The organism is Streptomyces sp. NPDC056169 (assembly GCF_042268445.1).
GTDB lineage: Bacteria > Actinomycetota > Actinomycetes > Streptomycetales > Streptomycetaceae > Streptomyces.
Genome location: NZ_JBHJUO010000041.1, coordinates 18,348 through 29,857, shown reverse-complemented (window position 1 = coordinate 29,857; position 11,510 = coordinate 18,348). Strand labels below are relative to the sequence as shown.

The 11,510-nt window shown below is 70.4% G+C and carries 16 protein-coding genes; all 16 read right to left on the bottom strand.

Annotation, left to right across the window (positions count from 1 at the left end):
* A partial coding sequence (locus tag ACFC0G_RS39025; RefSeq protein WP_376413462.1) for a phage tail tape measure protein occupies positions 1-1,665 on the bottom strand: 1,665 nt, incomplete at its 3' end.
* A gap of 15 nt (positions 1,666-1,680) precedes the next feature.
* Positions 1,681-1,947, bottom strand: coding sequence for a hypothetical protein (locus ACFC0G_RS39020; RefSeq protein ID WP_375989023.1), 267 nt, complete (start codon positions 1,945-1,947; stop codon positions 1,681-1,683).
* 38 nt (positions 1,948-1,985) lie between these two features.
* Positions 1,986-2,504, bottom strand: a complete 519-nt coding sequence (locus tag ACFC0G_RS39015) for a hypothetical protein (RefSeq protein WP_375847166.1) — start codon at positions 2,502-2,504, stop codon at positions 1,986-1,988.
* Entirely contained in the window at positions 2,504-2,983 is a 480-nt protein-coding gene (locus ACFC0G_RS39010) for a hypothetical protein (protein ID WP_375847167.1), read from the bottom strand. The genes ACFC0G_RS39015 and ACFC0G_RS39010 overlap by 1 nt, the downstream gene beginning before the upstream one ends.
* A gap of 67 nt (positions 2,984-3,050) precedes the next feature.
* Positions 3,051-3,380: a hypothetical protein gene (locus ACFC0G_RS39005; protein WP_375847168.1), complete on the bottom strand. Its 330-nt coding sequence runs from the start codon at positions 3,378-3,380 to the stop codon at positions 3,051-3,053.
* Positions 3,381-3,393: 13 nt separating this feature from the next.
* Entirely contained in the window at positions 3,394-3,810 is a 417-nt protein-coding gene (locus tag ACFC0G_RS39000) for a hypothetical protein (protein WP_375847169.1), read from the bottom strand.
* A 3-nt stretch (positions 3,811-3,813) separates the two neighbouring features.
* Positions 3,814-4,212: a hypothetical protein gene (locus tag ACFC0G_RS38995; protein ID WP_375847170.1), complete on the bottom strand. Its 399-nt coding sequence runs from the start codon at positions 4,210-4,212 to the stop codon at positions 3,814-3,816.
* Positions 4,209-4,613, bottom strand: coding sequence for a DUF6093 family protein (locus ACFC0G_RS38990; RefSeq protein ID WP_375847171.1), 405 nt, complete (start codon positions 4,611-4,613; stop codon positions 4,209-4,211). Before ACFC0G_RS38990 ends, ACFC0G_RS38995 begins: the two co-directional genes overlap by 4 nt.
* A gap of 5 nt (positions 4,614-4,618) precedes the next feature.
* Complete coding sequence (locus tag ACFC0G_RS38985) at positions 4,619-4,978, bottom strand: Gp19/Gp15/Gp42 family protein (protein WP_375847172.1); 360 nt, start codon at positions 4,976-4,978, stop codon at positions 4,619-4,621.
* 9 nt (positions 4,979-4,987) lie between these two features.
* A complete protein-coding gene (locus ACFC0G_RS38980) occupies positions 4,988-5,191 on the bottom strand; it encodes a hypothetical protein (RefSeq protein ID WP_375847173.1) in 204 nt (67 codons plus the stop codon).
* 13 nt (positions 5,192-5,204) lie between these two features.
* Entirely contained in the window at positions 5,205-6,161 is a 957-nt protein-coding gene (locus ACFC0G_RS38975) for a DUF5309 family protein (RefSeq protein ID WP_375847174.1), read from the bottom strand.
* 41 nt (positions 6,162-6,202) lie between these two features.
* Complete coding sequence (locus ACFC0G_RS38970) at positions 6,203-6,865, bottom strand: hypothetical protein (protein ID WP_375847175.1); 663 nt, start codon at positions 6,863-6,865, stop codon at positions 6,203-6,205.
* 47 nt (positions 6,866-6,912) lie between these two features.
* Entirely contained in the window at positions 6,913-7,968 is a 1,056-nt protein-coding gene (locus ACFC0G_RS38965) for a hypothetical protein (protein WP_375847176.1), read from the bottom strand.
* Positions 7,969-7,971: 3 nt separating this feature from the next.
* On the bottom strand, positions 7,972-9,381 hold the full coding sequence (locus tag ACFC0G_RS38960) for a phage portal protein (RefSeq protein ID WP_376413457.1): 1,410 nt from the start codon (positions 9,379-9,381) through the stop codon (positions 7,972-7,974).
* 8 nt (positions 9,382-9,389) lie between these two features.
* Complete coding sequence (locus ACFC0G_RS38955; RefSeq protein WP_376413455.1) at positions 9,390-11,006, bottom strand: terminase; 1,617 nt, start codon at positions 11,004-11,006, stop codon at positions 9,390-9,392.
* Positions 10,987-11,442: a hypothetical protein gene (locus ACFC0G_RS38950; RefSeq protein ID WP_375847179.1), complete on the bottom strand. Its 456-nt coding sequence runs from the start codon at positions 11,440-11,442 to the stop codon at positions 10,987-10,989. The genes ACFC0G_RS38955 and ACFC0G_RS38950 overlap by 20 nt, the downstream gene beginning before the upstream one ends.
* Between the last annotated feature and the right edge of the window lie 68 nt (positions 11,443-11,510).

Here is an 11,510-nt window from a genome sequence, read left to right as displayed (position 1 = left end):
GCCCTGCGCCTCAGCCTCCTTGGCCAGACGGTTGAAGGCCTGCGCCGCCACGTCCGGCGCACCACCGTCGACGAGACTCCGCAGGGCCTCGTCGACGGCGTGCAGCTTGTCGCGGGCATCGTCCAGGCCGGCAGAGTCCGACCCGAGGTGGGTGATCGTGTAGAGGCTGTCGCCGATCCGGTTGAGGGCGCTCGGGTGGGCGATGCGTGCGACGGCCTCGCCGAACCCGTCCAGGTCCTGCCCGAACGTCTTGACCAGCTCGCCCGCTGCCTTCCCCGTCTTGGCGAAGTTCAGCAGGGCGTTACCCATGGCCGTGATGTTGGGCGGGGCGTCCCGGAACTGGGCCTCCAGCTTCTCGACGCCCCAGGAGATGGCGGCCAGGCCAGCGACCACAACGCTCAGCCGTCCGAGGCCCATCATGAGCGCCCGGGTCCGGGCTGCGGTGATGCCCAACTCAGTCAGCGCGGTGCGGGTGGCAGCGATCCGCGGCAGCAGCAGCAGGAACCCGGCGACGGCGAGGCCTGCGGCACCGCCGATGCCTGTCATCAGGGTCACGGTGTGCTGGAGCTCGGGCGGCAGGTCGTTGTAGGCGGCCACCAGCCGAGTAACCCACTGGGTCATCGTGCGCAGCGCACCGTTCGCGGCGCTGCCGCCCTCGATGAGCGCGACCTCGATCGCGGCGCGCAGCATCTCCAGGTCGCCCGAGAGGTTGTCGACCTGAGTAGCGGCCATGCGGGCCGCGGCCCCGTTGTCGTCGACCGCCTTGGTGTACTCCCGGACACCCTCGGCGCCAAGTTCGTACAGGATCGTCGCCGAGCGGACAGCGTCCGAGCCGAAGATGGTCGCCATGGCGGCGTTGCGCGCCTCGGGCGTCAGCTTGCTGAAGCTGGCCTTCATCCTGCCAGCGACTTCTTCCAGGCCAACGAAGTTGCCCTGAGCGTCGTAGGCCGAAAAACCGATCTTGTCCATGGCGCGCTGCGCTTCGGCGCTTTGAGGTACCAACCTCTGGAGCATGGTTTTCAGCGACGTACCGGCGTCCGAGCCGATCAGGGCATGGTCGGCGAACGCGCTGAGAGTGCCGACCGTTTCCTCAAGGCTGAGGCCTGTCTGGTTGGCGAGGAGGCCGCCCTGCCGCAGGGCGATGGCCAGCCCGTTCACGTCCGACGCGCTCTTGTTCGCGCCAGCCGCCAGCACGTCGGCAATGTGGCCCACGTCCTTGCCCGCGAGGCCGAACGTGTTCATGGCCTGAGCGCTGATGATCGCGGCGTCCGCCAGGTCGACTTGCCCGGACGCCGCCAGCGCCAGCGACCCACTCAGCGCGCCGCCGATGATGTCCGAGGTCGAGATACCGGCGCGAGCCAGCTCGGCCTCAGCCTCCGCGGCCTGGGTGGCCGTGTAGATCGTCGTCTTGCTGGCGTCCAGAGCCGCCTTGCGCAGCTGCTCGTACTCCTTGCCGGCCGCGCCCGTCACGGCGCGGACATTGCTCATCTCCTTGTCGAACTTCGCGGCCGACGCGGCCGCGACCGCGAACCCGGTGAGCAGAGCCGTGCCCACCCCTGCGCCGACCTTGGCCAGCCGCGACGTGTTGTCGGCAGCCTGTCGCATGCCACGGGTGTACTGGTTGATGTCCGCGCGCAGCCGGACAGTGACGGTACGGGACGCCACGGCACCTCCCGTCGTCTATGTGGTTCGTTCGAGGTGGACGTGCAGGCCCTCGGAGGCCCCGCCCTTGTCCTGGTAGGCGCGCACCGCGGACGCTGAGGTGGTGCAGGCGTGGCAGCGGATCAGCTCAGCCCGGTAGGCGAACTCGTTGGCCTTGTCGGTGGCTTCGCCCCAGGGCTGCCCGCAGTCCGGGCACGCGTCCGCCTCGACTTGGAGCAGGGCGAGCGCCCAGGCCCGGTCCTCGGGCAGCCACAGCGGTTCGCCGTCGGCGACCACGCGGCCCATGAACACGGACCTGGGCACCCCCCAGGCGCGGGCTGCTTCTAGCTCTCGCCGCCAAGGGCCGCCAGGAGCGCGGAGGCGGCCAGCGAGAAAGGGACGATCTCGCTGCTGTTGTGGACGTCCCACGCGGCGTCGAACAACCGCTTGATCTCGCCCTGGTTGAGCTTCTCGAACAGGGCGGTTGCCTGGTCCTCGGTCATCACCGGGTCGACGCACGACGCGGCGACCAGGGCCTTGGGGAAGGTGTCGCTATTGAACGCCTGGCTGTCGTCGCCCGAGGGGTGCGCGGCGAGCAGGTCGCTGTACGCGCGGTCGCCGATGTACCGCAGCGTGAACGGCACCTCTGCCCCACGGGTCTGCTCCCGCACCGCCTTGAGCCGCGCCGCGATCGTCCGGCCCGGGTGCTCCTCGGTGAGGTCGCTCGGCTCCCAGTCCTCACTGACCTTGGCCAGCTCGTCCGTGAGGCGCTCCGCTTCCCCGGCCAGGTCGCCCCGGATGCACACCATGACCGTGCGCTCCCGGGGCTTCGCCTGCTTGAGGATGTCCTCAATGCTCGCCATCAGGCGACCGTCGCGGCGGTCGCCGGAGCGTCCGTCACCTTCTGCGGCGACACGAACTTCATGACCTCGTTCGCGGCCGGGCTGGAGTTCTGCGGCTCGCCGCAGGTGGACGGGTAGACCTCCAGCTTCTGGCCAGAGGCCCACGCGGCGGAGTAGGCCAGGCCGCGGCGCACGGCCAGGAAGCCGCTGACGCCGTACTTCAGGGTGGAGTACGGGGCGTCCTCCTGCGGGGTGTCGCCCCGCTTGAACGTCAGCTCGTTGTCGAATCCGACGCGGCCGACGGTCTTCGTGTCGAAGGTGCTCGCCAGGGACGAGGTGTCGACGTCCGCCGTGGACGGGTCGATCTTCAGACCGTCCGGGGTGATCCGCTTCGTGAGGTCGAGGCCCGCGTTTAGCTCGGACACCGTCGGCGCGTTGATGTTCGCGACGGAGGTCAGCCACACGACGCGAGTCTTGCCGTCGCTGATCAGGTCAGCCATGAGGCCCTCCAGGGCATGAGAAAAGCCCCGGCCGGATGGCTCAGGGCTGGCGGTGGATGGGTGAGGGTCAGATGCGCAGCGCGGCGACGGTCACGGTCGTCGAGGCGCTGTAGCCGATGGCGCACAGGCTGTCCGTCGGCGACTGGAACAGGTCCGGCTGGAGCGGGCCGATCATCCGCTCGCCGGAGGCCGGGACGGAGACGGTCACGTTGGAGACGGACTGCCCGCGCACGGACGCGGTCGCCGTGAGCGTCACGGTCACGGCGGAGGCGGAGCCGTTCTTGACGTGCAGGAAGTTGCGGTCTCCGACCTCGCACTTGTCGCCGCTGCTGGCGGCGTTGGCGTAGGTGGGGTTCAGGCCGGCCAGGGCGATGGCCTGGGTTCCGAGTGTTGCCATGGGGTGCCCTCCATTAGGCGGGGGTTGAGCGGATGCGGTACTGGACCGGGACGTACCAGAGCGGCGGGGTGACGTCGTCGTCCCGCTGCACGGGCGGCCCGCCCAGGTCCTCGGGCGGCCAGCAGGTGCGGCCCTCCACGGGCAGGGGCGCGGCGAGCGCCCGGCGGACGCGGCCGGCGACCCACAGCGCTCGGACCACGTCGCCGCCGACGCAGGTGACCTGCATCGTCGACTCGATGTCCGTGCGCTCGTCGGCGAGGGACTCGCGGCCGGCCATTCCCGGGTCCGGGTAGAGGACCGCGTACTTGTCCGGGGGCGTCCAGCGGCCCGCGGGCGTGCCGCCCACGTAGACCGTGAGCCCCACGTCCTCAAGGGCCTTCTGCACGGCGTCCAGGTGGGGCAGCGCATCGGGGGTGGCGGGTGCGGGCATCCGTCACCACCAGGCCAGGCCGCGCTCGGCGAGCAGCTGCATCTGCGCCTCGAAGCGGGGCAGTTCCGCGTCCAGGGCGCGGCCGCCGTCGTTGTGCGGCGGGTTCTTCACCGAGCCGTACTCCAGCAGGTTGCCGAGCGCGCCCTGCGGGCCGCCCTTGTCCGGGCCAATCGTGGCCATGAACAGGTCCCGGCCGTAGGCAGCGAAGTCGTAGCTGATACTCCGCGGGTACAGCCTGGCGTGCTTGCCGGCGGTCCCCCTTGCGTTGGCCCGCCAGTCCTTCTTGATGTTCATCGCGCCGCGCATCGTGACCGCGCGGGCCTCCCGCCGCAGCCGGGGAATACTGCGGGTCAGGTGCCGCTCCAAGCGGCGCACCTCACCCATGTCGAACTGTGCACTCATGACCGGTCCTCCGTGCTGAGCCGCCAGGCCGTGGCCTGGTCCGAGTACGCCACCCCGATCACCCACAAGATCAGGCCGACCATGCGGGCGTCCTCCGACTCCAGCACCTCGACTTGGGAGCCCGGCGTGACCAGCACGTCGGGCGGCAGCGGCGTGGACCACGGCAGGTGCACCTCGTAGTCCCGCAGGGACACCCGCCGCTCAGCCGCCGACACGTGGTCACCAGCCGCCTGCATGACCCGCTTCACCCGGCCCCGGCCCTCGTACAGCGTCGTCCGCGCGCCCGGCACCGTGGCCCCGGGCTCCCGGTCGAAACCGTCCGGTGCCTGCGCGAACAGGCGGACCCTGTCCCGCATCCGCCACTCGGCCGAGGCCCGGGACCGCGCCAGCAGCCGGTCCATGCCACTCACGGCCTGGACCTCGGCGCCGAGGGCGTGATGCTGAACGCCGTGGTGAGCACAGGGCGCAGCATCTCCGCCTCAGCGTCGCTGATGTACAGCTCGCCCGCAGACCGGGCCGCATCGTAGGTGACCTGATAGTCGTCGATGGACTCCTGCCGCAGGCCCTGCGGGTTTTGGAGGACCCGCAGGACCATAGCCCGGCACACCGCCTTCGACGTCGCCGTGGGCTCGGCCGCGTACCGGGGGAACCGGTCCACGATCATCGCCGTGGCGTCGTCCAGGAGCGCGGTCGCCTGGCGGGTCTCCTCCGGGGTCAGGTCACGGCCCAACCGGTCTGCGATGTCAGACAGTTCCGCCAGTGCCACCGCTGCCCCCTACTTGCCGTCGCCGCCCGAGCCACCGTCGGTTTTGGCCGGTGCCTTCACCTCGGCGACCTCGTACTCGTCGGGCAGGGCCCGCAGCCGCTTGATGACTGCGGCGTCGGACGTCTCGCACAGACCGTCCTCGAACTTCGCCCAGACGCCCTTGTCGTCCTGGAGGACCAGGCCCCGGTACTTCGTGCTCTCGAACTGCGCCATGACGGCGGTCTCCTTACTTCAGGTCCGTGATGAGGCCGTGGTACGACTCCGGCCCGTACTCCAGGCCCACCTCGCCGTACAGCTGCCACTTCTCCGAGGCGCCGACCTTGGCGAGCGGCTCGGCGAACAGCATCCCCTTGCCGGGGATCTCCAGCCACACCGGCGCGCACACGGACAGGTCGACGATCGCGATCTGCCCGGCCGGCATCCACCGGTCGACCATGATCCCGAAAGTCCCGAAGTCCGTGACCAGCGTGTCGACCGCGACGCCGCCGATGTTGCGGGACGCGGTCGGCTGGTTCAGGGTCGGAGCGCTGTACAGGTTCGACAGGGTGACCTTCTGGCCCGGGCCCGTCATGAAGACGGTGGTGTCCTGCGGCAGCCGGGCGCCGTTCCCGAACATCGTGGCCAGTTGGGCGTCGATGATCGCCTTGGACAGGTCGCGAGCGGTGCCGCCGTTGGCGTTCACGTTGGTGCTGATCGCCTTGAGCAGGCCGCGGGTCTTCCGCGCGGTCGCGTTCGTGGTCGGCTTGGCGTAGGTGCCGTTCAGGAACGACATCTCGATGTCGACGGCCATCGCTTCGAGTTCGGCGGTGATCTGCATCGTCAGCTCGTCGTTGACCGGGTTGTCGTCGGCGCCGATGTTGATGCCGCCGTACATGCCGGTCGCGGCCTGGCGGGTGTAGGACACCTCGACCGCGGACTGGTGGATCTCGACGACGTTCGAGACAGCCGACCGGGACCGGGCCACACCCGTCGGGGCGTTGGCGCCCTCAAGGGCGCTGTTGTTCGCCGTCGACGAGCGGCGGTCCATCGTCTGCCACTCGAACTCGGTGCTCTTGGTCCTCTTGCCGCCGGACAGGCCGCCGATCGCGGCGAGGAACGGGGTCTCCGTCGGCGTGACCTTGTACAGGTCCCCGTGGTAGTTCGGCAGGTTGTAGGTCGTGCCCTGCCCGGTAACTGCGGCCATGAGCCGCTCCTTTCTGGGTGAGGGCGGCCCCCTGGCCTGCCCTACTTGCTGGGGGTCTTCACCTCGCGCAGCTGCTGCGTCTTCAGCGCCAGCGCGAGTTTCGTGTTGCCGGCCTTCTCCGCCTCGCCGATCTGCTGCGCGAGGTTCGGCGGGGTGCCCGGGCGGGCTCCCTGCGCCGGATCCGGGCGAGGAACACGAGGACCGGGCTCGGTCGCGGCCCAGTGCGGCTTGCGCGTCAGCAGGTCGTCCAGGGCCGCCGTGATGGCGTCCCCGTCCACGGCGCCGTCGTCGGTGACGTAGGAGCCGCCCTGGAGCGCGTCGACCGCGTCCAGCGGATCCTGGAAACGCCCGGCGGCCAGCGCCTCGACCTTGGACGACACGGCCAGCCGGGTTGCCTGCTCGGCACGCGTCTGCGCCTCCTTCAGCGCGTCCGCCTGCCGCTCGGCCTCGGTCTTGTCGCGGTCCTCGTACTCCTTGAGCCGCGCGGCCTGCTCCCTGGCCTTGTCCTCGGCTTCCTTGGCCCGCTGCTTCCAGGCCGTGAGGGCCTTCTCCCCGGCCGGGCCGAGGGGCGCGTCGCCGTCGCCGTCCTTCGCGGACGTGCCGGGCTCGGTGGCTGGCGGCGTCGAGGCGGTGTCCTGGTCGGCTCCGGTGTCCTGCGGGTTGCCCGCAGCCGGATCCGTGGTCGGTTCGGTGGGTGTGCTCATCAGGTGCTCCCGTTGCAGGAGTCGGGACCGCCGGCATTGCGCCGGGGTCAGGTCAGGTAGCCGAAGCGCTTCAGCATGGCGAGCGCCTCGTCCCGGCTCTCAGCGAGCCGGTAAATCTCCTCGGGCATCAGTCGCGGCGCCCGCATCTGGAAGCCACGGCCGGACGGCCCGACCTGGCCCCGGTCGATGGCCCGCTGCCGCTCCCGCCGGTAGAACTCACCGCGGCGGGTGGTGCCCTCGGTCGTGGCGGCCACGCGGCGACCGTAGGCGTCCGCTGTGGTCATGCCCCGCCGGGCGTTCACCACTGAGATCGGGTCGGCGCCCTCCCGGATCGCACGGGCGCCAGCCGCCCCAAACACGCGCTCCTGCTCGGCAGCGCTCAGGCTGTTGAAGTACGCCTTCGGGTCGATGAACCCGGACGCCCCACGACCGGGCCGGGTCGTCGGGGTGAAGCTGTCAGATCCCACCCGGCCGTGCTGCTGACGGGCAACCAGCGTCGTCGGCAGATGGATGCAGTCACACCGCGGATGCCGCTGGAAGCCCTTGTTCCAGCCGTACTCAGCGCCCGCCAGGATGATGCAGCGTGAGCACGCCGGAGGCTGCACCACTCGCACATAGCCCTGAATCGTCCGACGGCCCGCCATCGCCACACCGGTCGCGCCACGGCCCGCGTCAGCGACCTGCGTCGCGGTGATCCGCAGCGCGCTCGCCAGCGACCCGCGAAACGCGTCCTCCATCGACTGCCCGGCCGCCAGCCGCACCCGCCAGTCGATGACCGGCTGATACAGCAGCGAAACGAGCGGCCGCCCATCGGAGGCGATCCCCGCGAACGCGCCCGGGCGGACACGGCCGGCGGCCTCCGGGTCGGCGTGCTCGGCGGCCAGGACGGCGTCCAGGTACGGGTCCGCCAGCCGCGCCGCCTGGAGCTGCGCATCGGCCACGGCGCCCACCAGGAGCGGCGCCAGCTGCTCCCACGAGCCGCCGATATCCGACCGGCTGATCTGCCGCCACACCGCCTGTACGCGGTTGACGGCCTGTCGGACGATGACCTGCTGCCGCCGGTACTGCTCCAGCGCGATCGCGCGCAGCGCTGCGTCGACCACGGCCTACGCTCCCGGCTGCGGGACGCCGTCCCCCGGCTTCGGCCCGTACCCGGCGGCCAAGTCGCCGCCGAGGGCCCGCTGGAGAGCGTCGCCGTCCATCTGCCGCATCCGCTCCCGCTGCACCGCCGTGTAACCGAGGTCCTCGCGGCCCTGCTCGATGGGCAAGAGGCCCACCTGCACCAGCTTCGTGACCGCGTCCGCCTTCTGCGCGAACGTCGGCGTCGACGGATCCCGCCACAGCGTCTCCAGACGCGTCGCCCGCGGGTCCCATTCGCCGTCCCGGATCCGCAGGATCAGCTGGTTCATCCGCTCGTAAGAGCCGGAGAAGCAGCGCTGCCGCCGCTCGGCACGCTTCACCAGCCGCGTCTCAGCGCTGCGGATCGCGTCGGCGCTGGGCGGATTGTTCGTGTCCAAACCCAAAAAGTGGGCGGGCTGCCCGGACAGCGCAGCCACCAGGCGGGCGAGCAGCTCGATGGTGCTGTGGAAGTTGGACAGATTCGCCTCGGGGAACTGGATCACGTCGGCGCCGTCCTCGCCCCCCTTCCCCTTCGTCGTCGCCCAGATGCGGCCGGCCAGCCGGGACCACACCGACACCTTTTTGCCATCCGCGTCGACGAAATCGTTCTCGTCGACGCCGAACGCGACCCTTCTGGGCATCGCGTGGTACTCGGCGGACACCATCATGTCCGTGGCCACCTTGCAGGCCGCGTCCGAGATCGGGATGACGTCCGCCAGCTCGGAGACACCGCCTGGCTTCAGGGTGCGCGGCCGGTTGACCAGCGGCACCACGGGCGGCACCTCCAGGCCGTGCTCGTCCCGGTCAACCTCCTTCCAAGAGGTCGCCGTCGTCTGCTCGTAGTAGTGCGTCACCCCAGGGATGTAGAGAGCCGCGTACCGGTCCGTGATGGCGTCCGTGAGCGGGTCCTGCTCATGCCAGCGTTTCAGCGCCGCCCGGACAGCGCGCGTGCGCGGGTCCCAGTCGACCTGCATCTGCAGAGGTGACTCGACCGTCACCAGCGGCGTGGCAGCGTCCTGCTCGTTCGTGCCGGCCACGAGGAACGAGCGGCGCATCGCGAGGGCGTCGATGTGCCCCATCTGCGACTGCTCGTCCATGCCGTTCGCCTGCCAGATCGCCCACAGATCGTCGGCCGTCTGTTTGTTGTCCGCGTACCGGAACCCCTCGACGTCCAGGCGCTCCTCGAGGGCGTCGACGACCAATCTGGGCCAGTTGATGACCACTTGCCGCAGCTGCTCGCCGAGTTCCTCCAGGAGTTCGGGGTGCAGGTACGCGAGCGGCTGCTGGCCCTCGTAGTACCGGTTCAGCTCCTCCAGGCCGGGCTTCAGGCCCTCGTGTACGCGTGCGAGATGCCCCACCCACTCCTCGGGGCTGCGGTCCTTCGCCTGCACGGCCACACCCCCCTTCACATCACGATGACGCGACTCTTCACCCTGGGCTTGTTCAGGCCGGCGGCAATGCCGTCGAGCCGGGCCTCCCAGGACAGGCACCCGGCCATGGCCAGGTCGATCTTTCGCGGCGAGTCGTGGCGGTCCTTCTGGATCGTCCACATGGGCTTGCCCTCGTCGTCCTTGGCCCGGGCCGGCCGCTTCACCGCCTGGCCGATGTGCCGGGCGAACGCCTCGTCGCCGGCGTCGGTGAGGGGGCCGCCAGACATCGCCGTCCGGTACGCGCGCAGCGCGAACGCCATCTGCCGGTCCCGGTGCGTCCACCACTCGTTGACGACCTTCTCGCCGTACTTCCCCTGCCAACGGGCAACAGCCTGCTCGTACCAGGGCGGATCGGCGTAGACGCGCACCACCTTGTACGTGTCGAACGCCAACGCCAGGCACAGGTCTACCTCGCGCTCCGGAACCTCCCACTCCTCGGCCTCCTGCTTGTTCAGCGGCGCCTCCCACACCCCGAGCGGCCACTGGTAACCGGTCTCCAGGTGCGTCGCCACGAAGCCAGTGGAGTCCTTCCACTTCGCCCCGTCGAAGCCGATGACGATCGGATCGCCCTCCGGGACCGTGAAGTCCGGCCGAGCCAGCGCCACCCACTCGGCCTTGTCGAAGGCCTTCGCGGACGCCGTGCCCGGCTGGTTCAGGAAGTAGCGGCGCGCGTCGGCCGGGTCCGTGTCCGGCTCCCGCATGTCCGACGCGATGCGCTCCAGGTCCATCCACTTCGCGGCGTCCCCGTAGACGTGCTCCAGCGCTGGCATGAGCTGTGCGTCGTCGTGGAGGTCCTCGACGTGCGGGCCCTCCCGGTGGTCGAACAGCAGCCCGCCGTCCTTCACCCGGCCCGCCTTCACGGCCTTGGCGTACTCGTGCGTCGCCTCCGCCACGCTGTTGTCGCCGACCGCGTACATCGTCGACGTCTCCAGCGACCACGGTTCGGCGGCCCGCCGCTTCACGAGGTTGCGGCGTACCGTCTTGTGCATCGCCCGAAGTTCGGGCAGCACGTACAGGTGCGTCTCGTCGAAGACTGCGAACGTCTCCTTGCCGCCGTCCTTCGCAGCGCCGGACGACGTCGACGGGACGATCTCCCCGCCGCCCTCGATGTAGATCCGACTGGACGTCTGCGCGCTGCGGCCCAGGTCGATACCGGGGAACTCGTCGCCGAAGTGCTCAAGGAGGTGCTCGAGCATCGCCGTGACGTTGTCGTAGGTGTTGCCGGACTGGTTCTCCTCGGTCGCCAGGCACCGGATGTACGGGTACGTCTGCGGCCGGCCAACCGGCTCGCCGTCCGCGTCCCAGCCGTCGAAGCGGCAGGGGCCCAGGGCCTCGAAGCACACCAGGGCGCCCGCCAGCTCACTCTTGGCCCGACCCTTCGGCCGCGACAGGAACGCCCTGTTGACCTTGCGGCGGCCGGTCGCAGAGTCCAGTTGGTAGGCCTTGACGATGAACGCGGCCATCTCGTCGTCGATGACGAGCGGCTGGCCCTGGACGTCGCCGGGCCCGTGGCACAGGTACGTCTCGATCCAGTCGATAGCGGTGAAGCCGAGGGAGACGAAGCGGTCCGGGTCAGCCTTCGGTCTGGTCATCGACGACTCGAAGCACACGGTCGCGGCGGGAGGCTGCGGCCCTGCTCCGGGGCCGGGCGGGGCGGTCGGCGCCATCGTCCGGGTCAGCGACCGTCCAGCGCAGCCGGATGCGGTCCGCAGCCGTGCCGCCCAGCGCGGCCTCGTTCAGCCGGATCTCGGACAGCAGCTCCTTCTTCGGCTCCTGCCAGTACTGCTCGACGAGCTGGGCGAGCATGTGCAGCCGCCCCCAGTCCGTCGCCAGGAACGTCGAGGCCTGTGGGCTGGTCCGCCATGTCTCGTACCAGGACAGGGTGCGGGTGTCGTAGTCGTGGCCGCCCGGAAGGGCGGGGGTCGGGCCTGCGGGTCCGCCTGCGGGGAGCAACGTTCCGGGTACGGCGTCGGCGTTGCGCCGGCGTCGCTGGGACGGGTCCTTGGGGAGGGGGCCGGTGCCTGCCATGGGGGATCACCTCGGTGTGCCGTTGCGGCATCGGGCCGGGCCGTTGCGGTCCCGGCGGTTACTCGGTG

Excerpts from the sequence above, each read along its gene's own strand:
- ACFC0G_RS39020 (WP_375989023.1), bottom strand. The coding sequence starts at position 1,947 with ATGGGCCGCGTGGTCGCCGACGGCGAACCGCTGTGGCTGCCCGAGGAC.
- ACFC0G_RS39015 (WP_375847166.1), bottom strand. The coding sequence starts at position 2,504 with ATGGCGAGCATTGAGGACATCCTCAAGCAGGCGAAGCCCCGGGAGCGC.
- ACFC0G_RS39010 (WP_375847167.1), bottom strand. The coding sequence starts at position 2,983 with ATGGCTGACCTGATCAGCGACGGCAAGACTCGCGTCGTGTGGCTGACC.
- ACFC0G_RS39005 (WP_375847168.1), bottom strand. The coding sequence starts at position 3,380 with ATGGCAACACTCGGAACCCAGGCCATCGCCCTGGCCGGCCTGAACCCC.
- ACFC0G_RS39000 (WP_375847169.1), bottom strand. The coding sequence starts at position 3,810 with ATGCCCGCACCCGCCACCCCCGATGCGCTGCCCCACCTGGACGCCGTG.
- ACFC0G_RS38995 (WP_375847170.1), bottom strand. The coding sequence starts at position 4,212 with ATGAGTGCACAGTTCGACATGGGTGAGGTGCGCCGCTTGGAGCGGCAC.
- ACFC0G_RS38990 (WP_375847171.1), bottom strand. The coding sequence starts at position 4,613 with ATGGACCGGCTGCTGGCGCGGTCCCGGGCCTCGGCCGAGTGGCGGATG.
- ACFC0G_RS38980 (WP_375847173.1), bottom strand. The coding sequence starts at position 5,191 with ATGGCGCAGTTCGAGAGCACGAAGTACCGGGGCCTGGTCCTCCAGGAC.
- ACFC0G_RS38975 (WP_375847174.1), bottom strand. The coding sequence starts at position 6,161 with ATGGCCGCAGTTACCGGGCAGGGCACGACCTACAACCTGCCGAACTAC.
- ACFC0G_RS38970 (WP_375847175.1), bottom strand. The coding sequence starts at position 6,865 with ATGAGCACACCCACCGAACCGACCACGGATCCGGCTGCGGGCAACCCG.
- ACFC0G_RS38955 (WP_376413455.1), bottom strand. The coding sequence starts at position 11,006 with ATGACCAGACCGAAGGCTGACCCGGACCGCTTCGTCTCCCTCGGCTTC.
- ACFC0G_RS38950 (WP_375847179.1), bottom strand. The coding sequence starts at position 11,442 with ATGGCAGGCACCGGCCCCCTCCCCAAGGACCCGTCCCAGCGACGCCGG.